Genomic DNA, 20,898 nt, shown 5'->3' with positions numbered 1-20,898 from the left:
CCTCCTCAGGCCGCCGCGCTCTCCCGGAGCTGGGCCAGCACCTCGGCAGCGATGCGAAAGGACTTCAGCCGCGCCTGGTGGTCGTGGATCTGGCCGGTCAGGATCAGCTCGTCTGGCGCGTACGTCTCGATCAGCGCGGCAAGCTGCCGCTCCACCGTCTCAGGCGAGCCGACGGCGGTGATCCGCAGCGCCTCGTCCACCGCGGCGCGGACCTGTGGCCCGATTTCGGCATCCACTTCGCGGACCGGGCGCGGTAGCTTGCCGGGCCTGCCGAGGCGGAGTCGGGCAAAGGCGAGCTGCATCGTGCTGCGCAGATACGCCCCCTCCTCGTCCGTGTCGGCCGCAAAGACGTTGACCGCCAGCATGAAGTGCGGCCGCTCCAGCTGCGGCGACGGCCGGAAGTCGCGCCGGTAGAGGTGCACTGCCTGCTCGAGCGCCGCGGGCGCGAAGTGCGAGGCGAACGCGTACGGCAGGCCCAGATGCGCCGCGAGCTGCGCGCCATAGAGCGACGATCCGAGGATCCAGATCGGCACATGCGTCCCCTCGCCCGGCAGCGCACGCACCGGCGCCTCGGGCCGCGGCGGGCCGACGTACGTCATCAGCTCCACGACGTCGTTCGGAAAGCCCTCGCCCTGGTCCATCGACCGCCGCAGGGCACGCGCGACCGCCATGTCGCCGCCCGGCGCCCGCCCGAGCCCGAGATCGATGCGGCCGGGGAAGATCGTGGCCAGCGTGCCGAACTGCTCGGCGATGGAAAGCGGCGCGTGGTTCGGCAGCATCACGCCGCCCGCGCCGACGCGGATCGTCCGCGTGGCGTTCGCCACATGTCCGATAAGGATCGCGGTCGCCGCGCTGGCGATGCCCGGCATGTTGTGATGCTCGGCGAGCCAGTAGCGGTAATAGCCCCACCCTTCCGCGTGACGAGCTAGGTCGACGGTGTTGCCGATGGCGGTGGCGGCGTCATGGCCCTCGGGCACCGGGGCAAGATCGAGTACGGAGTAGCGCATCGGGAAACCTCTCTTGGCGTTCCCTCAGATATGGCCCTCGATACGGCGATCTAAAGCGGCTCGGCGCATCCGGATGCCGCGCAGGATCCGGATCGGCAGCCAGAGCGCCGCCACCAGGAGCGCGAAGGTCGGGGGCAACGGGATCGGCGGAAACGTCTCTTCCGGAGGCGGGTCCGTCAGATCGGGCTGCGTCGTGCTGCCATCCTCACTGAACGGGCCGCGCGAACCGGGCAAACGGATCGGCCCGCCAGCACCAGCGCCGCCGGGCCGCCACCCGTCACTGATAGCGCCGCCTCTGCCGCCGGCCCCACCCGGCATGAGCAGACCGGACCGGGCAGGCAATGCCGCCCGGGCGCCCGGCGCCGAAAGGTCCCCGGCCACGGAAGCGAGCATCTCCATCAGGTCCTCCGCCGCCGCGCGCAGTTCCTCCCGCGGGACGTCCTGCCCGCACGCCAGCGCGAAGCGACGCGCGTAGCTCTCCCACTCGCCGGGGCGCAGCGCGCGCCCGACCACATCCCGCGAAAGCTCCTCGGGCGTGAGCGCGCGGGCGCAGGGCTGGGGCAGGCAGAAGGGCGGGCTGCGCACGTCGCCCTTGGCGTCGGGATACGGATCGTCCCACGAGCCGCCGTCGATGCAGCCGGTGCCGAGCGCGTCCCACATCGCGTGGCGGAGGGTTTCGTCCAGCGGATCGCTCGCCCGGGTGTCCACGAAGACATCAGCGACCGCGGCCGGCGCCTCGGCAGACGGCCCCGCTGCCGGATGAGGCAGCGGGGCGGCCGACGCGGCAGAAGGCGCCAAAACCGCCAAGAGAACAACTACTCGTAACAAGGCGACTCACACTCGCAACACTTCCTATAGGTTGCAGCGCGCATGGCGGCTGTCGACGCAAAGGTGAACGTTTGGTAAACATCTACGGCTCGCGGAGGGAGTTCCTATCGGCCGGCGGTTCGACTATGTGACGCCGATGCATGCGAACCCGCCAGAGCTCCGCCCCGACCTCGCCCGCGCCGTCGTCCGACGGGAGCGGCGCGACGGACAGCCGACCGTAGGCATGGTCTCCCTCGGCTGCCCCAAGGCGCTGGTCGACAGCGAGCGCATCCTGACCCGCCTCCGCGCCGAGGGCTACGGGATCTCGCCCGAATACGCCGGCGCCGACGCGGTCATCGTCAACACCTGCGGCTTCCTCGACTCCGCGCGCGCCGAGAGCCTCGCCTCCATCGGCGAGGCGCTGGCCGAGAACGGTCGGGTCATCGTCACCGGTTGCCTCGGGGCCGAGCCCGACCTCATCACCGGCGCCCACCCAACGGTGCTGGCGGTCACCGGCCCGCACCAGTACGAGCAGGTGATCGACGCGGTTCACGCGGCCGTCCCACCGCAGCCGGATCCGTTCGTGGACCTGCTGCCGGCGACGGGCGTCAGTCTTACGCCACGCCACTACAGTTATCTGAAAATTTCAGAAGGCTGCAATCACAAGTGCAAGTTTTGCATCATCCCGGACATGCGCGGTCGCTTGGCCAGCCGCCCGGTCCACGCGGTCTTGAGGGAGGCCGAGAAGCTGGTTGAGGCGGGGGTGCGCGAGCTGCTGGTCATCAGCCAGGATACTTCGGCCTACGGCGTCGATCGCCGCCACGACAGGCATCGGTGGAAAGACACAGAGGTGCGCACTCATATCACCGAGCTCGCGCGCGAGCTGGGACGGCTCGGAGCCTGGGTGCGGCTGCACTACGTCTATCCCTATCCGCACGTGCGTGAGCTGATCCCGCTGATGGCGGAGGGGCTGGTGCTACCATATCTCGACATTCCGTTCCAGCACGCGCATCCCGACGTGCTGCGCCGCATGGCGCGGCCCGCCGCGGCGGCGCGCACGCTCGACGAGATCGCTGCATGGCGGAGCGTCTGTCCCGACCTCGCCCTGCGGTCGACCTTCATCGTAGGCTATCCGGGCGAGACCGAGGCGGAGTTCCAGACCCTGCTTGACTGGCTCGACGAGGCGCAGCTCGATCGCGTCGGCTGCTTCCGCTACGAGGACGTGCCCGGCGCCCGCTCGAATGCCCTGCCCGACCACGTGCCGAACGCGGTCAAGGACGAGCGCTGGCACCGCTTCATGGAGAAGGCGCAGGCGATCAGCGCCGCGAAGCTCGCCGCCAGGGTCGGCACGCGCCAGCAGGTCATCGTCGACCTGGTCGAGGAGGATGGCGCAACCTGCCGCACGATGGCGGACGCGCCCGAGATCGACGGCAACCTGTTCGTCGACGAGGGCTTCGAGGGTCTTGCGGCGGGTGACATCGTGACTGTCGAGGTCGACGAGGCCGGTGACTACGACCTCTGGGGCCGCGTCGCCGTCTGACCCGGCGCGTCAGGCAGCGGCGACGGCTTTGCGCTGGCGCATGCTGCGAAACGGAACTGGCGTCGCGTGCTCATGGCGCCTGCCTTACGCATCCGACGTCACCTCGTGAATAGCTGTTCGCTCCTGAAGCGCAGCTACCCTCGGCACTGTCTCCGCGCGTTTTCGGCCCAGGGTCAAGCCGGTGCGTCCGGGCCAGCCGCCGCTCAGCGTCCCGCGGCGCGGCGCACCGTGTCGATGCGGTCGGCGTTGGGCGGGTGCGACCCGAGGAAGCGGTTGCCCGGGTCGGGTATGCGCATGAAGTACTCCGCCCCGCGCACCGGATCGTAGCCCGCGCGGATTGCGATCCGGGTGCCGAGCGCGTCCGCCTCGAGCTCGAAGTTCTTGGCGAAGCGACGCTGGCCCACCTGCGCCCCTATGTCCTGCACCGAGCGCACCACCGTTTCATCGGCACCGCCCAGCGAAGCCAGCGCCCCCGCAAGCACCGCTCCGGTCACCGCCGCCTGCTGACCGCGATCGATATGGCCCTCGATGTGATGCGCGGCCTCGTGGCCGAGGATGAAAGCCAGCTCGTCACGGTTGCGCGCGTCGCGGATCAGCGAGAGCGTGAACCCGATCACCGGCTGGCCGCTCTCGTCCCGGGTCTGGAACGCATTCGGTGGGAGACCGGCGCGATCGTCCACGACGATGCGGTAGTCGCAGTTCACGCCCTGCGTCTGCTGGCGGCAGACCTGCTCGGCCACCGGCTCCACGTCCCGCACCACCGTGACGAAGTTCTGCACGGCGGTGTTGCTGTCGAGGCGGGGCGGTACGTTGCCCGTCGGCGCCGGCAGCGGGGCGCTCGGCGTGGTGGCGACCTCGCAGCCGGCCACGGCCATCGCCAAGGTCAGCGTCAGGACGATCTTGTGCATCGACGGCTCCTTCCGAGTCTCGCTCGTCGCTGAAGCTAGAGCAGGTCTCGGCCGCCTGCCAGTGGGGTGGCGCGTCACCGCTGTCTTGTCGCGAGGCGTTCCAGCACCACGTGAGGCGAATGTTCACCATCGAGCACGATTTCGACGCCACGGTCATCACGCTGATCGACGATCCCGCCGCCCACCGGCAGGAGGACGTGACGATCAATGCCTTCGACGACTGCGTGACGCTAGAGCAGCTGGATCCGCGGACCGACACGGTGATGCGGATTGCGCTGTCACTCTCGCAGGTGCGCGACCTCTTCGCGTCGCTCGACCTGCCCGAGGGCAGCTATCGTATCCGTCCGCGCCGCGAAGTGTGATCAGCGCCCGAGCGCGTCGAGCTTGCGGTCGATGTCCTGCCCCAGGTCGCGCAGTCGCCCACGCGTGTCGTAAGGGTCCGCCGCGGGCATCCGCGGCAGGGGCATGGGGCGATAGGCGGGTGCGGCCATGCCCTGGACCTGTCGCTCCAGCCGGTGGATCCGCGCCTCCTGCTCATCGAGACGCCGCGCGAGGTCGTCGAGCGCCGGAGCTGGCCGCTCGAGCTCCAGCGCCTCGGTATCGACGCTGACACATCCCGACGGCGCCTCCGAACCGCCGACAATCATCGGGCGTGATTCCGTCCCGCAATCGAAGAGCCGCGTGTCCTGCGCAGCGGTCGGCGACGCCGCGATGCAGACGAGGGCAAGCAGCGGGCCGCGCATCAGTCGAGCCTGAAAATGTTGTCACGCGACGCCGCGCCCCGCAACAGCGTGAGGCGCGACTTGGCCACCCCGAGCGCCTGCGCCAGCACGTCGCGCACCGCCGCATTCGCACGGCCGTCCTCGGGCGGAGCCGTCACCGCGACACGCAGTGCAGCGCCATCCTCCGCGAGCGCCACGCGCCGCGCCCGTGGTGTGGCCCGCACGGCGAATTCGGCGCCCGGTCGGGCGCGGTCGCTCAGGTCCGGCATGTTGGCTCTGGCCATGCACCCGGATACCACGGGCGCCGGAGGTGCGCCAATGACGACTGCATTCCTGTGGGACGAACGCTGCTTCTGGCACAGCGGCGGCAACTATGCCTTCACCGCGCCAGTGGGCGGACTGGTTCAGCCGCTTGCCGCCGGCGGGCTGCCGGAATCGCCCGAGACCAAGCGGCGGCTCAAGAACCTGATGGATGTGACGGGCCTGATTGCAGAGGTCGACGCGCATACGGCCCCGCCCGCCGACGAGGAGGCGCTGCTACGGGTACACCCGGCCGAGTACCTGCGGCGGTTTCGCAAGCTGAGCGACGCGGGCGGCGGCGAGCTGGGCCTCAGGACACCCTTCGGCCGCGGCGGCTACGAGATTGCGGCACTCTCCGCAGGTCTGGCAGTGGAGGCGCTGGACTGCGTGCTGACCGGCAGGGCGCGGAACGCCTATGCGCTGTCGCGGCCGCCGGGGCACCATTGCCTGCCGGACTGGCCGAACGGGTTCTGCCTGCTTTCGAACATCGCGATTGCAGTAGAGGCGGCGCTGGCGAACGGCGCTGCGGAGCGGATCGCGGTGGTCGACTGGGACGTGCATCACGGCAACGGAACGGAGGCGGTGTTCTACGAGCGGCCCGAAGTGCTGACGATCTCGATGCACCAGGAGCGGAACTATCCCACCAATACCGGCGACTTTGCCGACCGGGGCCGCGGCGCCGGCGAGGGGTTCAACATGAACGTGCCCCTGCCCGCCGGCAGCGGTCACCGGACCTACCTCAACGTCTGGGACCGGCTGGTGCGGCCCGCGCTCGACCGCTTTCGACCGGACGCGATCGTGATCGCCTGCGGCTTTGACGCGGCGGCAATCGACCCGCTGGGCCGGATGCTGGCCACGGTAGATACCTTCCGGCAACTAACGCGGCGGGCGATGGAGGCCGCTGACGACCTCTGCGGCGGACGTCTCGTCTTGGTGCACGAGGGCGGATACTCCGAGCTCTACGTTCCGTTCTGCGGCCATGCCGTCATCGCGGAGCTGGCCGGCAGCGCGATCGATGCACCGGACCCCCTCGCCGCGCAACTGGCGGAGCGCCAGCCGGGGCCGCGGTTCGAGGCGATGATGGACGCGACGCTGGACGAAATGGCCGCAGCCCTGTCGCCGGGCCGTTGACCCTGCCCCGACGATGCGGGACATGAGGCCGACCCGAGAGGACATGTACATGCCAGAAGCCAATCCCGCGGCGCTCGAATTCCTGCTGTCGCGCCGATCGCGTCCGGCAAAGACGCTGGGGCTGCCGGTCCCGCGCCGCGAGGAGCTGCTGCCGCTCCTGACCGCCGCCGCGCGCTCGCCGGACCATGGCAAGCTGGAGCCGTGGCGCTTCATCGTGCTCGAGAGGCCGGCGCTGGAGCGGCTGGCGTCACGCGTGCCCGAGGTCGGCGAAGCTGCCGGCCGGTCTTTGGAGGACATCGCGAAGCAGCGCAGCCAGTACGACGGCGCGCACCTTGTCGTGGCGGTCGTGTCGTCGCCGAAGCCGTCGCCGAAGATCCCCAAGATCGAGCAGCTGCTGTCGGCCGGCGCCGTTTGCCTCGCGCTCCTGAACGCGGCACTCGCCGCCGGCTGGGGCGCCAATTGGCTGACCGGCTGGGCGGTACACGAGCGGCGCTTTGCCGAACGGGAGCTGGGCCTCGCCGAGGGCGAACAGGTTGCGGGCCTCATCCACATCGGCACCGAGACCGCCGCGCCGCCCGAGCGTCCGCGCCCGGACCTCGGGAGCATCGTGAGCTGGATCACCGCATGATCGGCGACCTGCTGAAGGCGCTGGGCCAGATGGGCGACCCGCGCTTTCGCGGCACGCTCCTGCGCGGGATCGGCCTGACGGTGCTTCTCCTGCTGGCAGTCTATGCCGGCTTCCTGTGGCTGGTGAACTGGCTCCTGCCGGACACCATGGCGCTGCCGCTCATCGGCGAGGTGGCGTGGGTAGACGACATCGCTTCGGGCGCGTCGGTCCTGCTCCTGCTGGTGGCGTCGGTGTTCCTGATGGTGCCAGTCGCCTCGGCCTTCACCGGCTTCTTTCTCGACGACGTCACCGATGCGGTCGAGGCTCGGCACTATCCGCGCCTGACGCCGGCGCCCCGGCTCGGGCTCCTTGCATCACTGGGCGAGGCGTCGCGTTTCTTCGCGGTGATCGTCGTCGGCAACCTCCTGGCGCTGGCGCTTTATCTTGCCTTCCCGCCCATTGCGCCCTTCGTCTTTGTTGGGCTGAACGGCTACCTGCTTGGGCGCGAATACTTCCAGCTCATCGCTTCGCGCAGGCTGGGCCGAGAGGGCGCGCGCCGAATGCGGCGGCGGTACGGCCTGCGGATCTGGCTGGCCGGGATCCTGATGGCGCTGCCGCTGACCGTGCCTGTCGTGAACCTGCTGATCCCCGTGCTCGGCGCCGCGACGTTCACCCATCTCTATCATAGATTGGCGGCGACATCCGGTTGAACCAGTCGATGTCGCGCACCGAGATCATCTCGGAGACGATCACCAGGAACAGGATCAGCCAGATCACCACCGATGCGACCGTGGTTACCACCACCTTGCGGCGCAGCTTCAGCCCTTCCGGGGCGCCGGAATGCGTCCCCGGCACGATCTCACCCGCCTCGCCCTGCGTCGTCAGCCTCAGCGGCAGCACGACGAAGAGCACCATGAACCAGATCACGGCGAAGAGGACGATGGCCGACGTGATCGCCATCAGACCTGCTCCAGCTCGACGAGTGTGCCGTCGAAGTCCTTGGGGTGCAGGAACAGGACCGGCTTGCCGTGCGCGCCCGTCTTCGGCTGCCCGTCGCCCAGCACGCGCGCGCCGCTGGCGATCAGGCGGTCGCGGGCGGCCATGATGTCCTCGACCTCGTAGCAGACGTGGTGGATACCGCCGGACGGATTCCGCTCCAGGAACGGCGCGATGGGGGAGTTCTCGCCCAGAGGGTGAAGAAACTCGATCTTGGTGTTGTCGAGTTCCACGAAGACCACCGTGACCCCGTGATCCGGCTCGTCCTGCGGTGCGCCGACCTTCACGCCCAGCGCGTCCCGGTAGCGCGCCGCGGCCGCCTCCAGGTCGGGCACGGCGATGGCGACGTGGTTGAGGCGTCCGATCATCCTGAACCTCCCTCCCGATCTGCACGCGGCTTAAGCGCGAAGCTCCGGCGCCGCAAGCCGGAGAGCTTTTAACCCCGCGTTCACCATGTCTGCCTTCTATGCAGAATCGTCGAACATAGGGAGTTGACAGGATGCCCGCGACTTTCGCCGATCCCTTCGTGCAGCGGCCGCCGACCGCAAGCCGTCCGCTTCTGGGCGAGACTGTACTCGTCGTGGAGGACAGTCGGTTCGCCTGCGAGGCCCTGCGCCTGCTGTGCCAGCGCAGCGGAGCGCGGATCCGCCGGGCCGACAGCCTTCGCTCTGCGCGCCGTCACCTCCAGGCGTTCCGCCCGACGGTCGTGATCGTCGATCTCGGCCTGCCCGACGGCTCCGGCGAGAGCCTGATCCGCGACCTCGCCGCCGCCTCGCCGCGCATCGGCGCGATCATCGGCATGTCGGGCGACGACGGTGCTGCCGAGCGCGCACTTGGAGCGGGCGCCGATGCCTTTCTCGCGAAGCCGATCGCGACAGTGGGCGAGTTCCAGGAAACCATCCTCGCGGTCCTCCCTGACCGCCGGCCTGGCCTGCGCAAGGTCTCCGCCGAGACGGTGACACCCGACCGGCTGGCCGTGCGCGATGATCTCGCGCGCATCGCCGAAGCGCTCGACACCGAGGGCGAGGTCGAAGGGCTCGACTACATCGCGCAGTTCCTCTTGGGTGTCGCAAAGAGCGCGGGCGACGCGGAACTGGCCGAGGCCGCCGGCGAACTTGCGCAAGCCGATCAACCCGCCTCGCCGCGCGTGGCGCGCCTCAGCGACATGATCCGCGAGCGCCTCAGCGGCTACGACGCCTTCGCGGCCTGACCCATCCGCGACGGCCGCCTGTCGCGCTGAGGCGGCAAGTCCACTCCCGAACATCTGCCGGCAAAAAAAAGCACCGCCCTCGAGGGCGGTGCTTCCGGTGCCATGAGTGGCGCAGATGTGGCGCGGAGGCCTACATCATGCCGCCCATGCCGCCCATGTCGCCCATGCCGCCACCGGCGGGCTCTTCCTTCTTCGGCTTGTCGGCCACCATCGCCTCGGTGGTGATGAGCAGGCCGGCAATCGAAGCCGCGTCCTCGAGTGCGGTACGCACGACCTTCGCCGGGTCGATGACGCCGTACTTGAACATGTCGCCGTACTCTTCGGTCTGGGCGTTGAAGCCGAACTTCGGATCGTTCGACTCGCGGATCTTGCCCGCGACGACCGAGCCGTCGACACCTGCGTTCTCGGCGATCTGGCGCAGCGGAGCTTCCAGAGCCCGACGCACGATCGTGATGCCGGCGTTCTGGTCGCTGTTCTCGCCGGTCAGACCGTCGAGCGCCTTGGCACCCTGGATCAGCGCGACACCGCCACCGACGACGACACCTTCCTGAACCGCGGCGCGGGTGGCGTTCAGCGCGTCATCGACGCGATCCTTGCGCTCCTTCACCTCGACTTCGGTCATGCCGCCGACGCGGATCACGGCGACGCCGCCCGCAAGCTTGGCCACGCGCTCCTGCAGCTTCTCGCGGTCGTAGTCGCTGGTCGTGTCCTCGATGTTCTGGCGGATCTGGGCGACGCGCGCCTCGATTTCGGCCTTGTCGCCAGCACCGTCGACGATGGTCGTCTCGTCCTTGGTGATCGAGATCCGCTTGGCCGAACCCAGCATGTCGATGGTGACGTTCTCGAGCTTCATGCCCAGGTCTTCGGAGATGACCTGGCCGCCGGTCAGGATCGCGATGTCCTGCAGCATGGCCTTGCGGCGGTCACCGAAGCCCGGCGCCTTGACGGCGGCGATCTTCAGGCCACCGCGCAGCTTGTTGACGACGAGCGTGGCCAGAGCCTCGCCCTCGACGTCCTCGGCGATGATGAGGAGCGGCTTGCCCGACTGGATGACCGACTCGAGCAGCGGAACCATCGGCTGCAGCGACGAGAGCTTCTTCTCGTGCAGCAGGATGACGGCGTCTTCCAGCTCGGCGACCATCTTCTCGGGGTTGGTCACGAAGTAGGGGCTGAGGTAGCCGCGGTCGAACTGCATGCCCTCGACCACTTCGGTCTCGGTCTCGAGGCCCTTGTTCTCCTCGACGGTGATGACGCCGTCGTTGCCAACCTTCTGCATCGCGTCGGCGATCTGGCGGCCGATCTCGGTCTCGCCGTTGGCGGAGATGGTGCCGACCTGCGCGACCTCGTCCGAGTTCTCGACCGGGCGGGCGACCGACTTGATGTGCTCGACGACCTTCGCGACGGCGAGATCGATGCCGCGCTTGAGGTCCATCGGGTTCATGCCGGCGGCGACCGATTTCAGGCCGTCCTTGACGATGGCCTGGGCGAGCACGGTCGCGGTGGTGGTGCCGTCACCGGCTTCGTCATTGGTGCGGCTGGCCACTTCCTTGACCATCTGTGCGCCCATGTTCTCGAACTTGTCCTCGAGTTCGATCTCCTTGGCGACCGTCACACCGTCCTTGGTGATGCGCGGGGCGCCGAAGCTCTTCTCGAGGACGACGTTGCGGCCCTTGGGGCCCAGCGTCACCTTGACCGCGTTGGCGAGCGTGTTGACGCCCTTCAGCATGCGGTTGCGGGCGTCGGTGTCGAACCTGACGTCTTTGGAAGCCATTTCAGCTTGCTCCTTCGAATTGCGTTCGGGGGTGTCTTAGGCGGCCTTGGAGGCGGCGGCCGAGCCTTCGATGATGCCGAGGATGTCGCTCTCCTTCATGATGAGCAGCTCCTCGCCCTCGAGGTTGACCTCGGTGCCCGACCACTTGCCGAACAGGACCCGGTCGCCCGGCTTGACCGACATCTCGATCAGCTCGCCCGAGTCCTTGCGGGCGCCTTCGCCGCAAGCGATGATCTCGCCCTCGGCCGGCTTTTCCTTGGCGCTGTCGGGGATGATCAGACCGCCCTTGGTCTTTTCGTCGCCCTCGACGCGGCGGACCAGCACCCGGTCATGCAGCGGTTTGAATGCCATCTCGAACGCTCCTTCGCGTTGGTTGAACTGTCTTGGCACTCACATGACGAGAGTGCCAACAGCGGCGGAGTTAGGCAGCTCACGCGGCCGTGTCAACGCCCTCCGTGTGGACCTCGGAGCAATTTTGCTCGCGCCGACGAAGCTGGCCGTCCCGAGGGTGACATCGCGGCGGGCCGTTCCTATAAGGCGCGCGATTCACATCGACAGGACGCATGACATGACGATCAAGGTCTTCGGGCACAAGTCGCCCGACACCGACTCGACCGGCTCGCCGCTCATCTGGGCGTGGTACCTGAGCGAGGTCCGGGGCACCCCGGCCGAGGCCGTCCTGCTCGGCGAGCCGAACACCGAGGCAAACTTCGTCCTGCGGCGCTGGGGCCGCGACCGACCGCAGATCATCGAGGACGTCGCCGCGGGCGAGGATTGCATCGTCGTCGACACCAACAACCTCGCCGAGCTGCCTGCTTCGATCAACGAGGCGAACCTGCTCGAGATCATCGACCACCATCTGCTCCAGGGCGGCCTCGCCACCCGCACGCCCATCGCGATCACGATTCGACCCCTCGCCTGCACCGCCACCCTGATGCATCAGCTCATGGGCGACGACGCGGCGCAGATGCCGGAGTGGGTCAAGGGCCTGATGTTGTCCTGCATCCTTTCCGACACGCTGGCGTTCCGCTCGCCCACCACGACGGAGGTCGATCGCGCGCTGGCCGAGGCGCTGGCAGCGGACCTCGGCATCTCGATCGACGAGTACAGCGGCGAGCTTTTTGCCGCGAAGTCGGACGTCTCCGCGTTCTCCGAGGAAGAGCTCGTGCGGATGGACAGCAAGTCCTACGAGGTCGACGGGGTGAAGATGCGTATCTCGGTGCTCGAGACCACGTCTCCCGAAACCGTCCTCGCCCGCAAGCCGCAGATCATCGACGCGATGACCCGCGTCGCCGCCGACGACAAGGTGAACGAGGTCCTCTTCTTCGTCGTCGACATCCTCAAGGAGGAGGCGACCTTGCTGCTGTCGTCGGACCTCGCGCGCGGCATCGCCCGCAAGAGCTTTGGAGTCGAGCCGCAGGGCGACAGCGTGGTCCTGCCGGGCGTCGTCAGCCGCAAGAAGCAGATCATTCCGGCGCTGAAGGTCTGACGGCCGTGACGCGCGTGGTGGACAGCCTCGGCGAGATCGCCGGCGACTACGACGTCGTCTTCTGCGATCTCTGGGGCTGCCTGCACAACGGGCTCGAGCCTTATGACGCCGCCGTCGAAGCTTTGCGCAACTTCCGCGCTGGCGGTGGCACCGTTCTCCTGCTGACCAACGCGCCGCGGCCGAGGGCGGACGTGGCGCGGCAGATCGACCAGATCGGCGTGCCGCGGGATTGCTGGGACGTGATCGCCACCTCGGGCGACAGCGCCCGCGCCGCCATGTTCGAGGGCGCCGTCGGGCGCCGCGTCTATCACATCGGCGTGGCCGTCGAGACGGGCTTCTTCGAGCCGATGCGCCTCGTGGAGGACGCGATCGAGATCGAGCGCGTGCCGCTGGGCGAGGCCGAGGGCATCGTCTGCACCGGGCCCTTCGATCCGCTGGCGCATCCGTCCGAGATGCGCGGCGATCTGCACGACGCGGTCAATCGGGGTCTGAAGCTCCTCTGCGCGAACCCTGACATCGTCGTGGACCGGGGGCTCGAGCGCGAATGGTGCGCCGGCGCCATCGCCGCGCTCTACACCGAACTAGGCGGCGAGAGCCTCTACTTCGGCAAGCCGCACGGCCCGATCTACGACCTCGCGCGTCGGCGCATGGTGCAGGCCGGAGCGAAGGAGGATGCCCGCATCCTCGCGATCGGCGACGGCATCCTGACCGACGTCGCGGGCGCCGAGGCTGCTGGGCTGGACGTTCTATTCGTCACCGGCGGCCTCGCGGCCGAGGAGACGGGCACGACGCACCAGCCCGACGCCGACCTGCTGCAGACGTGGCTGGAGGCGCAGACACACGCGCCGACCTACGCCATCGGATTCCTGAGATAGCCGCGGTTGCGCCGCCCGACCGCCGGCGCTATCCGCTCGTCCATGCAGATCGTCCGTGACATTCGCGCCGACGGTGACGCCCGCGGCGCCAGTGCCGCGATCGGCAACTTCGACGGCGTCCACCTGGGACACCGGACGATCATCGAGCGGGCGCGCCGCGACGCGGCACTGGGCGTCGTCACGTTCGAGCCGCATCCGCGCCAGTTCTTCGCACCGGACGGGCCGCCGTTCCGACTGATGAACGCCGCCGCGCGCGCCAGTCGGCTCGAGCGGCTGGGCGTCGACATCCTCTATGAACTGCCCTTCGAGCGCATCGCGCCGATGCCCGCCGAGGTCTTCGCGCGCGACGTGCTGGCCGACGGCCTCGGCCTCGGCCACGCCACCGTCGGCGCGGACTTCCACTTCGGCAAGGGTCGCGACGGCTCCGCCGCGACGCTGGTCGACCTCGGCCGCCGCTTCGGCTTCGGCGTCACCGTCGCGGAGCTCGTTCGCCTCGACGGCGAGATCTCCTCGACCCGCATCCGCGAGGCGTTGAGCGCCGGTGAGCCGGCCGAAGCGGCGCGCCTGCTGGGCCACCTCCACCGGATCGAGGGCGAGGTGCTGCACGGCGAGAAGCGAGGCCGCGCCCTCGGCTACCCCACGGCGAACCTCGGGCTTGAGGGGCTGCACCTCCCGCGCTTCGGCGTCTATGCAGTGCGGGCCACCGTGCTCGACGGCCCGCACGCCGGCGACCATGGCGGCGTCGCCTCGCTCGGCGTGCGGCCGATGTTCGGACAGAACGCGCCGAACTTCGAGGTCCACCTGTTCGACTTTGCGGGCGACATCTACGGCGCGAACCTCTCCGTCGCGCTGGTCGAGTTCCTGCGCCCCGAGCAGTCGTTTGAAGGCGCTGAGGCGCTCATCCGGCAGATGGACTCCGACAGCGCCCGCGCCCGTGAGATCCTGTCATGAGCCGCCCCCGCAAACGCCGCGCGCCCACGGGACGCGGCAGGCTGCGCGAGCGCTTCTGGGAACGAGTCCCGCTTAGGGAGATGGATCCCGCCGAGTGGGAGGCGCTCTGCGACGGCTGCGGCAAGTGCTGCCTCAACAAGCTCGAGGACCCCGACACGCGTGAGATCGCCCTCACCCGCATCTCGTGCCGGCTGCTCGACGACGCGACCTGCCGCTGCGCCCACTACGAGGAGCGCAAGCAATTCGTGCCCGAGTGCGTCGTGCTGACGCCGAAGAACATCGACCAGATCGCCTACTGGATGCCGGCAACTTGCGCCTATCGCCTGCTGGCCGAGGGCAAGCCGCTCCACGACTGGCACCCGCTGGTTTCGGGCACGCCCGACAGCGTGCACCGCGCCGGCGTCTCCGTCCGCGGCTGGACAATCCCTGAGTTCGAGGTCCCCGAGGACGAATGGGAGGACCACATCATCGAGGAGCCCACATGAACTTCGCCTCCGACAATACCGGCCCGGCCCACCCCCGCGTGATGGAGGCGCTGATGCGCGCCAATGAGGGCCGCGCGACCTCCTACGGCGCGGACGCGCTGATGGAGGAGGTGCGGACGCTGGTGCGCGAGGCGTTCGAGGCGCCCGAGGCGGCGGTCTATCTCGTCGCGACCGGCACGGCCGCGAATTCGCTGATCCTCGCGACACTGGCGCAGCCCTGGCAGGCGATCTTCTGCTCGGAGGTCGCACACATCCACGAGGACGAGTGCAACGCGCCGGAGTTCTACACCGGCGGCGCCAAGCTGACGATCGTGCCGCACGAGGCGGGGATGATGGATCCCGACGCCCTCGCCCGCGCCTACGAGGCCGAGGAATCGCGCGGCGTCCACGGCCCGCAACGCGGCCCGGTGTCGATCACCCAGGTGTCCGAAAAGGGCGGCGTCCATACGCTCGACCATCTCCGCGCCCTCACCGGCGTCGCCCGGCGCTTCGGCCAGCCGGTGCACATGGATGGCGCGCGCTTCGCCAATGCCCTCGTCGCGCTTGGCTGCAGCCCGGCCGAGATGACGTGGAAGGCGGGTGTCGACGCGGTCAGCTTGGGCGGCACCAAGAACGGGCTGCTCGGCGTCGAGGCGGTCGTCTTCTTCGACCCCGCCCACGCTTGGCAGTTCGAGCTGCGCCGCAAGCGGGCGGGCCACCTCTTCAGCAAGCACCGCTATCTCTCGGCGCAGATGGCGGCCTACCTGCAGGACGATCTCTGGATCGAGATGGCACAGGCGGCGAACGCCGCGGCGGCGCGCCTCGTCCGCGGTCTCAAGCAGCGCCCTGACGTGACGCTGGCGCATGACCCGCGCGCCAACATCGTCTTCGCCGACTGGCCGCGCGCCGCGCACCGAAGGCTGCAGGAGGCCGGCGCCACCTACTACATCTGGAACGGCGGCCTGGAGGGGCCGGACGACGAGGCGCTGACCGCGAGGCTGGTGACGGACTGGTCGATGCCGCACGCCGACATCGACCGCTTCCTCGACCTGATGTCCGGCTAGATCTTGCCGGCGAGGTGCAGGTCCATGTCCTCGATCCGGTCCTGCCCCCAGAAGCGTTCACCGTCGTCGAGCACGAAGAACGGCGATCCGAAGACGCCTGCATTCACCGCGTCCTCAAGATTGCGGCCGTACGCCTCGGCGCCGGCGAGCAGGCCCTTGTCGGCGAGCGCCGGGTCGAAGCCGCTGGCCGACAGGCAGTCGCGGATCACCTCGTCATCCGCGATGTCCCGCTCCTCTGCCCAGCATGCGGCGCAGATGCGGTGGACGAGGCCCGCCACGTCGCCCCCCTCCTTCTGCGCCGCGATGATGGCGTAGGACGACGGCGCGGGATTGGTCGGCCAGTGCGCCGGCTTCACGTTCAGCGGCAAGCCCAGCTTGCGCGACTGCCGTCGCAGTTCCTGCAGGCGATACTCCTGCCGGCTTTGGTGCCGCTGGGGGAGCGGGGTGCCGCCGGTCCTGGAGAATAGCCCCGCCATGTCGAGCGGCCGGTAGGTGACGCTTGCGCCATGCCGATCCGCTACCTCCTGCGGCCGCGTGCCGGAGAAATAGGCGTAAGGCGAGATCGTCCCGAAGAAACAGTCAATGTGCGGCATCCGCCCCTCCCTGTTCCACCCGAGCCTAGGCGCGTGCTAAGGCGTGTCAACTTCGCGAATCCACGAAAGCAGAGGCCGCCGATGCCATCCCAGATCGAGCCGAAACTCATCTCGGGCAACGCCAATCGCACCCTGGCGGCGGCGATCGCAAGGCGGATGTCGATGCATCGCGGCGTCAGCGTCGGCCTCGTGGACGCACGGGTCGAGCGGTTCAACGACCAGGAAATCTTCGTCGAGGTCTACGAGAACGTCCGCGGCGAGGACATGTTCATCATCCAGCCGACTTCGAACCCGGCGAACGACAACCTGATGGAGCTCCTGATCATTGCCGATGCGCTGCGTCGCTCGTCGGCCGCGCGGACCACGGCCGTCATCCCCTACTTCGGCTATGCCCGGCAGGACCGCCGCACCAAGGCGCGCACGCCGATCAGCGCGAAGCTCGTGGCCAACCTCATCACCCAGGCCGGGATCGAGCGGGTGTTGACGATGGACCTGCATGCGGCGCAGATCCAGGGGTTCTTCGACATCCCGGTCGACAATCTCTACGCCAGTCCGATCTTCGCTCTCGACATCCAGCACAACTTTCGCGACCGGCTCGACAAGGTGACGGTCGTGTCGCCCGACGTCGGCGGCGTCGGCCGCGCACGCGAGCTGGCGCAGCGGATCGGCTGCGCCCTCGCCATCGTGGACAAGCGGCGCGAGCGGGCGGGCGAGGTCGCCGAGATGACGGTCATCGGCGAGGTGGCGGGCCAGACCTGCATCATCGTCGACGACATCTGCGACACCGCCGGCACGCTCTGCAAGGCCGCCGACATGCTGATGCAGAACGGCGCGGCCGAGGTCCATTCCTACATTACCCACGGTGTGCTCTCGGACCCGGCGGTCGAGCGGATCGGGAATTCGGTGATGAAGAGCCTCGTGATCACCGACACGATCCAGCCGACCGGAGATGTCCGCGGCGCGTCCAACATCCGCATCGTGCCCACCGCCCCGATGTTCGCGCAGGCGATCCTCAACATCTGGAACGGCACCAGCGTCTCGTCGCTCTTCGACCACCAGACGCTCGGGCCGATCTACGAAGGCATGTACTCCGCCGCCTGAGGCTTATTGATCCCGGTCACGCTCCAGCTCGACCTCGGAGCGGTCGAGCGACGACAGGCTGGAGAGACATGCCGCCACGTCGCAGGCCAGCGCATAGGCGGCGGGGGAAAGCCGCGGCATCGCACCGACGAAGCCGGTCAGGCGCGACAGGTCGGCCTCGCTCATGCGCATGTCCCCGGCCGGCATCCCGCTCATCTTCAGCCCGTAGCGGATGAATCATCTCCGCCGACAGCGGCACCTCGGCCAACTGGTACGACGGCGCAATTCGCGTCCGCGAGGGGATGAAGGGCTCGTTCTCGGGTCGCTCGCCACGATGTGCCCCCCGGCGTGCCCTATGCAACCGCCGCGATGTTCACCCACCCTGGCCGGGTCGTGGTCAGCTTCGTGTGCGATGCCACGATGCAGATGCTGGGCAACTCGGCCCTGAACACCATCGCGAAGTACTGGCGCGCCTGGCACGACCTTCGCTGCGTCGTCGCCGTGCTCAACAATGGCAAACTCAAACAGGTGACGTGGCTGATGCGCGCAATTGGGGTTCGCCGAAGATGGAGGGGACGCAGGAAGTGCCACCCTTCGACTACGTCGCATACGCCGCCTCGCTGGGGCTGATCGGGCTGCGGGTCGAGAAGCCGGAGCAGGTCGGGCCGGCATGGGACCAAGCTTTCGCCGCCGACCGGCCGGTGCTGGTCGACTGCGTCTGCGGGCCGACGATCCCGACGATCCCGATAATCCCGCCCAAGCGGACGCTCGACCAGCAGATCAACTACCTCGCGACGCTGATGAAGGGCGACCCGAACGAGAAGGCGATCATCAAGAACTCGTTCAAGCGCTACGTCACCTCGTGACCTCCGCGGCGCCGATCGCCAGCCTCCGCACCGCCGCCCAACGCGTGCCTACTGTGCCCCGATGGCTGACGGAACGCGACTGGGACGCGGCGGTGCTGGCGACGTGCGAGATGAGTTCAGCCAGCGAGACCGGCTTCGGCACGTCTACACGCATGACCGCCAACGCGCTCTTTGCGGTCGACGTACTCACGCCCACTCTCACGCGCCGCGACCGTCTCGCCACCGCTCGCGCGACGGCGTGGCGCGTCCGGAGGGCGACCGGCCGGGCGTCGGCCTTGCGCTGAAACAGGCGGACGCGGAGCCGTGTCGGGTCTAGCCACGAGGGACCGGCGTGACGCTGGCGGTGCGACCGAGAAGTCGCGCCGCGCTGTTTCCCGACCGCGCTCGCCTCCGTCGGCCTCGTCGCCGGCACCGCCTGGGTGAGCCGCAGGCGCCCGCCTCGGCGACGCTCTTCGCGGGCAGTCGCGCGGCGCGGTAGGTGCGGCCGGGGCCGCTCTGCTCGCCGACAGCGTGCTCGCGGACAGTCCGATGGAGCACTATCGCGTGGGCTTCCACAACCGCGCGATGTACGTCGCCCCGATGATCCTGTCGCCACTCGCCACGCTCGGCATCGCCGACGCCGCTCGCCGTCCCGACCACGCGAGGCTGCGTCTCGCCACGTCCTGCTGCGGGCCACCGCGGCGATGGGTCTGGCGGGTCCGGCGTTCCATGCCTGGGATGTGCGCAACATTGGCGGCTGGCGCAACTGGAGCCAGAACGTGCAGGTCGCGCCACCCCTGCCGGCGCGGCCCAGCTTCACCGGCGTCGCCCTTGCCGGCCCAGGCGCCGCACAGATGAGCTATCCTCCCGGCCACGACGTGCTGACGAAATGCGATAGCCACTCGCGGGACGGCATCACGCGAGGTCGTCGCGCACCGGCTGGACCAGTTGCCCGAGCGCCGCTTCTACAACCCGGACGCGTGTGAGACACTGGTTTCCCTCTGCGATACGATCCTGCCGAAGCCCAACCGCGCAGCGCTGATCCCGATGGCCCCGCTCATCGGCGCCGCGATGGCTGCGAAGCGTACCGACGGCACGCGGCGCGCCACGCTTCCCACGATGCGTGAGGCATGGCGGCGTGGCCTTGCCGCCATAGACGCCGAGGCGCAGCGCGAGCGACTGCTGCAGGCGATCGACGATGAGGACGTGCGGGCGCCGGAATGGCGTGACCTGCCGCCGCGCCGCCTCTTCCGCCACGTCCTCGCCAACGAGATCGTGCGGATCTACTACGCCCACCCGGACGCCTGGAGCGAGATCGGCTTCGGCGGTCCGGCCTCGCCCCGCGGCTATGTCCGCCTGTCGCCGAACCGGGGCGATGCGTGGGAAGCGGATCTGGAGCGGCCGAAGCGCTGCAGCAAGCGACGGAAATGCCCTCAAACATCCCTGACACCCGTGCCGCCGACGGCCGCGCGCCCGATGTGTACTCGCACGACGGATGGGAGCCCTTGCGCTGCCACGCGGAGGCCGACGAGGTGGGGCCGCAAACTCACGGTGCATGTCAACGACGCCGTCTTGGGGGACGATGGAGGACGAAACCCGCTGGTACAAGATTCGCCCCCCGATGGCCGTGACTGAGCTCTGGAACTACCACGACAGCAAGTACTTCCACGGCGGCTACGCGATCATGAGCCAGGGGCCGCTGCCCACCTGTTCGAGACAACCGGCACGGCGCATCTCATGGGCAGCTGCCCGACAGGCTTCTCGCCCGACGACAGTGTCGTCGATGCCGACGGCCGCGCCTGGAGTTGCGACAACCTCTGGATCTGCGACGGGTCCATCATGCCAACGGGTGGCGGGGTCAATCTGTCGCTGACGATCATGGCCAACGCGGCGCGAATTGCCGACCGGATCAGAGCGCTGGCGACGCGCAGCGAGGTCGCCCGCGCCGCCTGACAAGACGATCTCTGCCCTCAGACAGATACGGTGTCTCGCGGCTTGCGGCTTGCGCCGATCAACGGGAAGAAATTGGTGGAGCCAAGGGGGGTCGAACCCCTGACCTCTTGCATGCCATGCAAGCGCTCTCCCAACTGAGCTATGGCCCCTGAAGTGGACCGGAGCGTCGGGCGCTCCGACCGGCAGTCAGCGTCTATGAGATGCGGCGGGGCGTTTCAAGCCCCGTTTTCCGCAGATCAGCTTTCGTCGTCGCCCTCGTCCGAGACATCGGCGATGTCGTCCAGCGAGACGTCATCGTCGTCGTTGTCGTCTTCGAGGACCTCGTCATCGCTGTCGTCGTCGATATCGACGTCCTCGTCGTCGAGGACCACCTCGTCGTCTTCCACGACATCCTTCTTGGCGTCGCGATCGGGCTTGTCGGCGACCATCATGCGGCCGGTCCGGGACGTGTCGATCACCACGGTCTCTCCCGTGTAGGGGCTGACGATCGGACTGCGATTCATGTCGTAGAAGCGCTTGCCGGTCGTCGGGCACACGCGCTTCGTGCCCCATTCCTCTTTCGGCATGGCCACTCTCTCCATCGGG

General features: G+C 68.7%; 27 protein-coding genes, 1 tRNA gene and 1 pseudogene. 16 read left to right on the top strand and 13 right to left on the bottom strand.

The window, feature by feature from the left end; translation table 11 throughout:
* Positions 1 to 5: 5 nt before the first annotated feature.
* A complete protein-coding gene (locus JM664_RS10720) occupies positions 6 to 1,007 on the bottom strand; it encodes an LLM class flavin-dependent oxidoreductase (protein ID WP_227419889.1) in 1,002 nt (333 codons plus the stop codon).
* 24 nt (positions 1,008 to 1,031) lie between these two features.
* Positions 1,032 to 1,715, bottom strand: coding sequence for a hypothetical protein (locus JM664_RS10715; protein WP_227419888.1), 684 nt, complete (start codon positions 1,713 to 1,715; stop codon positions 1,032 to 1,034).
* A 256-nt stretch (positions 1,716 to 1,971) separates the two neighbouring features.
* Between JM664_RS10715 and rimO the strand changes: the two genes are divergently transcribed.
* Positions 1,972 to 3,354, top strand: a complete 1,383-nt coding sequence (rimO, locus tag JM664_RS10710; RefSeq protein WP_227419887.1) for a 30S ribosomal protein S12 methylthiotransferase RimO — start codon at positions 1,972 to 1,974, stop codon at positions 3,352 to 3,354.
* 203 nt (positions 3,355 to 3,557) lie between these two features.
* On the opposite strand, the gene JM664_RS10705 is transcribed toward rimO, so the two are convergent.
* Positions 3,558 to 4,262, bottom strand: coding sequence for a M48 family metallopeptidase (locus JM664_RS10705; protein WP_227419886.1), 705 nt, complete (start codon positions 4,260 to 4,262; stop codon positions 3,558 to 3,560).
* A gap of 119 nt (positions 4,263 to 4,381) precedes the next feature.
* Between JM664_RS10705 and JM664_RS10700 the strand changes: the two genes are divergently transcribed.
* Positions 4,382 to 4,624: a hypothetical protein gene (locus JM664_RS10700; RefSeq protein ID WP_227419885.1), complete on the top strand. Its 243-nt coding sequence runs from the start codon at positions 4,382 to 4,384 to the stop codon at positions 4,622 to 4,624.
* Here the strand turns inward: JM664_RS10700 and JM664_RS10695 are convergent, their stop codons facing one another.
* Both JM664_RS10695 and JM664_RS10690 read right to left on the bottom strand, forming a co-directional pair.
* Positions 4,625 to 5,005 (bottom strand): hypothetical protein, encoded by a 381-nt coding sequence (locus JM664_RS10695; protein WP_227419884.1) that lies wholly within the window; start codon positions 5,003 to 5,005, stop codon positions 4,625 to 4,627.
* On the bottom strand, positions 5,005 to 5,253 hold the full coding sequence (locus JM664_RS10690; protein ID WP_227419972.1) for a DUF167 domain-containing protein: 249 nt from the start codon (positions 5,251 to 5,253) through the stop codon (positions 5,005 to 5,007). Before JM664_RS10690 ends, JM664_RS10695 begins: the two co-directional genes overlap by 1 nt.
* Positions 5,254 to 5,302: 49 nt before the next feature.
* Here JM664_RS10690 and JM664_RS10685 point away from each other — a divergent pair, with 49 nt between their 5' ends.
* The 3 genes from JM664_RS10685 to JM664_RS10675 are packed head-to-tail and all read left to right on the top strand — an operon-like array spanning position 5,303 to position 7,732.
* Positions 5,303 to 6,415, top strand: a complete 1,113-nt coding sequence (locus JM664_RS10685) for a class II histone deacetylase (RefSeq protein WP_227419883.1) — start codon at positions 5,303 to 5,305, stop codon at positions 6,413 to 6,415.
* A 49-nt stretch (positions 6,416 to 6,464) separates the two neighbouring features.
* Positions 6,465 to 7,043: a nitroreductase family protein gene (locus tag JM664_RS10680; RefSeq protein WP_227419971.1), complete on the top strand. Its 579-nt coding sequence runs from the start codon at positions 6,465 to 6,467 to the stop codon at positions 7,041 to 7,043.
* Positions 7,040 to 7,732 carry an EI24 domain-containing protein gene (locus JM664_RS10675; RefSeq protein ID WP_227419882.1) on the top strand — a complete coding sequence of 231 codons (693 nt, stop codon included), beginning with the start codon at positions 7,040 to 7,042 and terminating at the stop codon, positions 7,730 to 7,732. Before JM664_RS10680 ends, JM664_RS10675 begins: the two co-directional genes overlap by 4 nt.
* Here JM664_RS10675 and JM664_RS10670 read toward each other — a convergent pair.
* Both JM664_RS10670 and mce read right to left on the bottom strand, forming a co-directional pair.
* Positions 7,692 to 7,982 carry a DUF1467 family protein gene (locus tag JM664_RS10670; RefSeq protein WP_227419881.1) on the bottom strand — a complete coding sequence of 97 codons (291 nt, stop codon included), beginning with the start codon at positions 7,980 to 7,982 and terminating at the stop codon, positions 7,692 to 7,694. The two genes, JM664_RS10675 and JM664_RS10670, sit on opposite strands and share 41 nt — an antisense overlap.
* Complete coding sequence (gene mce, locus JM664_RS10665; RefSeq protein ID WP_227419880.1) at positions 7,982 to 8,386, bottom strand: methylmalonyl-CoA epimerase; 405 nt, start codon at positions 8,384 to 8,386, stop codon at positions 7,982 to 7,984. The genes JM664_RS10670 and mce overlap by 1 nt, the downstream gene beginning before the upstream one ends.
* Before the next feature lie 131 nt (positions 8,387 to 8,517).
* Between mce and JM664_RS10660 the strand changes: the two genes are divergently transcribed.
* Positions 8,518 to 9,228: a response regulator gene (locus JM664_RS10660; RefSeq protein WP_227419879.1), complete on the top strand. Its 711-nt coding sequence runs from the start codon at positions 8,518 to 8,520 to the stop codon at positions 9,226 to 9,228.
* Positions 9,229 to 9,358: 130 nt separating this feature from the next.
* Here JM664_RS10660 and groL read toward each other — a convergent pair whose 3' ends face one another.
* Positions 9,359 to 10,999, bottom strand: a complete 1,641-nt coding sequence (gene groL / locus JM664_RS10655) for a chaperonin GroEL (RefSeq protein ID WP_227419878.1) — start codon at positions 10,997 to 10,999, stop codon at positions 9,359 to 9,361.
* A 36-nt stretch (positions 11,000 to 11,035) separates the two neighbouring features.
* A complete protein-coding gene (locus JM664_RS10650; RefSeq protein WP_227419877.1) occupies positions 11,036 to 11,350 on the bottom strand; it encodes a co-chaperone GroES in 315 nt (104 codons plus the stop codon).
* A gap of 217 nt (positions 11,351 to 11,567) precedes the next feature.
* On the opposite strand from JM664_RS10650, the gene JM664_RS10645 reads away from it, so the two are divergent.
* The 5 genes from JM664_RS10645 to JM664_RS10625 are packed head-to-tail and all read left to right on the top strand — an operon-like array spanning position 11,568 to position 15,842.
* On the top strand, positions 11,568 to 12,488 hold the full coding sequence (locus JM664_RS10645) for a manganese-dependent inorganic pyrophosphatase (protein ID WP_227419876.1): 921 nt from the start codon (positions 11,568 to 11,570) through the stop codon (positions 12,486 to 12,488).
* A 5-nt stretch (positions 12,489 to 12,493) separates the two neighbouring features.
* Positions 12,494 to 13,363: a TIGR01459 family HAD-type hydrolase gene (locus tag JM664_RS10640; protein WP_227419875.1), complete on the top strand. Its 870-nt coding sequence runs from the start codon at positions 12,494 to 12,496 to the stop codon at positions 13,361 to 13,363.
* A 42-nt stretch (positions 13,364 to 13,405) separates the two neighbouring features.
* On the top strand, positions 13,406 to 14,314 hold the full coding sequence (ribF, locus tag JM664_RS10635; RefSeq protein WP_227419874.1) for a riboflavin biosynthesis protein RibF: 909 nt from the start codon (positions 13,406 to 13,408) through the stop codon (positions 14,312 to 14,314).
* Positions 14,311 to 14,799: a YcgN family cysteine cluster protein gene (locus JM664_RS10630; RefSeq protein WP_227419873.1), complete on the top strand. Its 489-nt coding sequence runs from the start codon at positions 14,311 to 14,313 to the stop codon at positions 14,797 to 14,799. Before ribF ends, JM664_RS10630 begins: the two co-directional genes overlap by 4 nt.
* The gene (locus JM664_RS10625; RefSeq protein WP_227419872.1) at positions 14,796 to 15,842 is read left to right on the top strand and encodes a threonine aldolase family protein; all 1,047 of its coding nucleotides are present in this window, start codon (positions 14,796 to 14,798) and stop codon (positions 15,840 to 15,842) included. The genes JM664_RS10630 and JM664_RS10625 overlap by 4 nt, the downstream gene beginning before the upstream one ends.
* Here the strand turns inward: JM664_RS10625 and JM664_RS10620 are convergent.
* A complete protein-coding gene (locus JM664_RS10620) occupies positions 15,839 to 16,435 on the bottom strand; it encodes a 2-hydroxychromene-2-carboxylate isomerase (RefSeq protein WP_227419871.1) in 597 nt (198 codons plus the stop codon). The two genes, JM664_RS10625 and JM664_RS10620, sit on opposite strands and share 4 nt — an antisense overlap.
* A gap of 81 nt (positions 16,436 to 16,516) precedes the next feature.
* Between JM664_RS10620 and JM664_RS10615 the strand changes: the two genes are divergently transcribed.
* A complete protein-coding gene (locus tag JM664_RS10615; RefSeq protein ID WP_227419870.1) occupies positions 16,517 to 17,536 on the top strand; it encodes a ribose-phosphate pyrophosphokinase in 1,020 nt (339 codons plus the stop codon).
* Between the two features lie 3 nt (positions 17,537 to 17,539).
* Here JM664_RS10615 and JM664_RS10610 read toward each other — a convergent pair whose 3' ends face one another.
* Positions 17,540 to 17,701: a hypothetical protein gene (locus JM664_RS10610; protein ID WP_227419869.1), complete on the bottom strand. Its 162-nt coding sequence runs from the start codon at positions 17,699 to 17,701 to the stop codon at positions 17,540 to 17,542.
* Positions 17,702 to 17,884: 183 nt separating this feature from the next.
* Here JM664_RS10610 and JM664_RS10605 point away from each other — a divergent pair.
* From JM664_RS10605 to JM664_RS10590, 4 genes and pseudogenes are all read left to right on the top strand, one after another.
* Positions 17,885 to 18,381 (top strand): annotated as a pseudogene (locus JM664_RS10605) (thiamine pyrophosphate-dependent enzyme).
* Between the two features lie 44 nt (positions 18,382 to 18,425).
* The gene (locus JM664_RS10600) at positions 18,426 to 18,665 is read left to right on the top strand and encodes a hypothetical protein (RefSeq protein ID WP_227419868.1); all 240 of its coding nucleotides are present in this window, start codon (positions 18,426 to 18,428) and stop codon (positions 18,663 to 18,665) included.
* 643 nt (positions 18,666 to 19,308) lie between these two features.
* Positions 19,309 to 19,995, top strand: coding sequence for a gluconate 2-dehydrogenase subunit 3 family protein (locus JM664_RS10595; RefSeq protein WP_227419867.1), 687 nt, complete (start codon positions 19,309 to 19,311; stop codon positions 19,993 to 19,995).
* A gap of 3 nt (positions 19,996 to 19,998) precedes the next feature.
* A complete protein-coding gene (locus JM664_RS10590; protein WP_319637527.1) occupies positions 19,999 to 20,313 on the top strand; it encodes a GMC family oxidoreductase in 315 nt (104 codons plus the stop codon).
* 73 nt (positions 20,314 to 20,386) lie between these two features.
* On the opposite strand, the gene JM664_RS10585 is transcribed toward JM664_RS10590, so the two are convergent.
* Both JM664_RS10585 and JM664_RS10580 read right to left on the bottom strand, forming a co-directional pair.
* A tRNA-Ala gene (locus JM664_RS10585) sits at positions 20,387 to 20,462 on the bottom strand.
* A gap of 87 nt (positions 20,463 to 20,549) precedes the next feature.
* The gene (locus JM664_RS10580; RefSeq protein WP_227419866.1) at positions 20,550 to 20,879 is read right to left on the bottom strand and encodes a TIGR02300 family protein; all 330 of its coding nucleotides are present in this window, start codon (positions 20,877 to 20,879) and stop codon (positions 20,550 to 20,552) included.
* Between the last annotated feature and the right edge of the window lie 19 nt (positions 20,880 to 20,898).

It is taken from the genome of Roseitranquillus sediminis (assembly GCF_016918935.1).
GTDB classification, from domain to species: Bacteria; Pseudomonadota; Alphaproteobacteria; order Rhodobacterales; family Rhodobacteraceae; genus Roseitranquillus; species Roseitranquillus sediminis.
The sequence above is the reverse complement of the archived record's forward strand: the minus strand, read 5'-3'. Positions and strand labels throughout refer to the sequence as shown.

What these genes read in the sequence shown, in the direction of transcription:
- mce (WP_227419880.1), bottom strand. Translation starts at nt 8,386, where the DNA reads ATGATCGGACGCCTCAACCACGTCGCCATCGCCGTGCCCGACCTGGAG.
- JM664_RS10580 (WP_227419866.1), bottom strand. Translation starts at nt 20,879, where the DNA reads ATGCCGAAAGAGGAATGGGGCACGAAGCGCGTGTGCCCGACGACCGGC.
- JM664_RS10690 (WP_227419972.1), bottom strand. Translation starts at nt 5,253, where the DNA reads ATGCCGGACCTGAGCGACCGCGCCCGACCGGGCGCCGAATTCGCCGTG.
- groL (WP_227419878.1), bottom strand. Translation starts at nt 10,999, where the DNA reads ATGGCTTCCAAAGACGTCAGGTTCGACACCGACGCCCGCAACCGCATG.
- JM664_RS10720 (WP_227419889.1), bottom strand. Translation starts at nt 1,007, where the DNA reads ATGCGCTACTCCGTACTCGATCTTGCCCCGGTGCCCGAGGGCCATGAC.
- JM664_RS10670 (WP_227419881.1), bottom strand. Translation starts at nt 7,982, where the DNA reads ATGGCGATCACGTCGGCCATCGTCCTCTTCGCCGTGATCTGGTTCATG.
- JM664_RS10625 (WP_227419872.1), top strand. Translation starts at nt 14,796, where the DNA reads ATGAACTTCGCCTCCGACAATACCGGCCCGGCCCACCCCCGCGTGATG.
- JM664_RS10630 (WP_227419873.1), top strand. Translation starts at nt 14,311, where the DNA reads ATGAGCCGCCCCCGCAAACGCCGCGCGCCCACGGGACGCGGCAGGCTG.
- JM664_RS10660 (WP_227419879.1), top strand. Translation starts at nt 8,518, where the DNA reads ATGCCCGCGACTTTCGCCGATCCCTTCGTGCAGCGGCCGCCGACCGCA.
- JM664_RS10675 (WP_227419882.1), top strand. Translation starts at nt 7,040, where the DNA reads ATGATCGGCGACCTGCTGAAGGCGCTGGGCCAGATGGGCGACCCGCGC.
- JM664_RS10620 (WP_227419871.1), bottom strand. Translation starts at nt 16,435, where the DNA reads ATGCCGCACATTGACTGTTTCTTCGGGACGATCTCGCCTTACGCCTAT.
- JM664_RS10680 (WP_227419971.1), top strand. Translation starts at nt 6,465, where the DNA reads ATGCCAGAAGCCAATCCCGCGGCGCTCGAATTCCTGCTGTCGCGCCGA.
- JM664_RS10615 (WP_227419870.1), top strand. Translation starts at nt 16,517, where the DNA reads ATGCCATCCCAGATCGAGCCGAAACTCATCTCGGGCAACGCCAATCGC.
- ribF (WP_227419874.1), top strand. Translation starts at nt 13,406, where the DNA reads ATGCAGATCGTCCGTGACATTCGCGCCGACGGTGACGCCCGCGGCGCC.
- JM664_RS10685 (WP_227419883.1), top strand. Translation starts at nt 5,303, where the DNA reads ATGACGACTGCATTCCTGTGGGACGAACGCTGCTTCTGGCACAGCGGC.
- JM664_RS10695 (WP_227419884.1), bottom strand. Translation starts at nt 5,005, where the DNA reads ATGCGCGGCCCGCTGCTTGCCCTCGTCTGCATCGCGGCGTCGCCGACC.
- JM664_RS10610 (WP_227419869.1), bottom strand. Translation starts at nt 17,701, where the DNA reads ATGAGCGAGGCCGACCTGTCGCGCCTGACCGGCTTCGTCGGTGCGATG.
- JM664_RS10650 (WP_227419877.1), bottom strand. Translation starts at nt 11,350, where the DNA reads ATGGCATTCAAACCGCTGCATGACCGGGTGCTGGTCCGCCGCGTCGAG.
- JM664_RS10645 (WP_227419876.1), top strand. Translation starts at nt 11,568, where the DNA reads ATGACGATCAAGGTCTTCGGGCACAAGTCGCCCGACACCGACTCGACC.
- JM664_RS10700 (WP_227419885.1), top strand. Translation starts at nt 4,382, where the DNA reads ATGTTCACCATCGAGCACGATTTCGACGCCACGGTCATCACGCTGATC.
- rimO (WP_227419887.1), top strand. Translation starts at nt 1,972, where the DNA reads ATGCATGCGAACCCGCCAGAGCTCCGCCCCGACCTCGCCCGCGCCGTC.
- JM664_RS10705 (WP_227419886.1), bottom strand. Translation starts at nt 4,262, where the DNA reads ATGCACAAGATCGTCCTGACGCTGACCTTGGCGATGGCCGTGGCCGGC.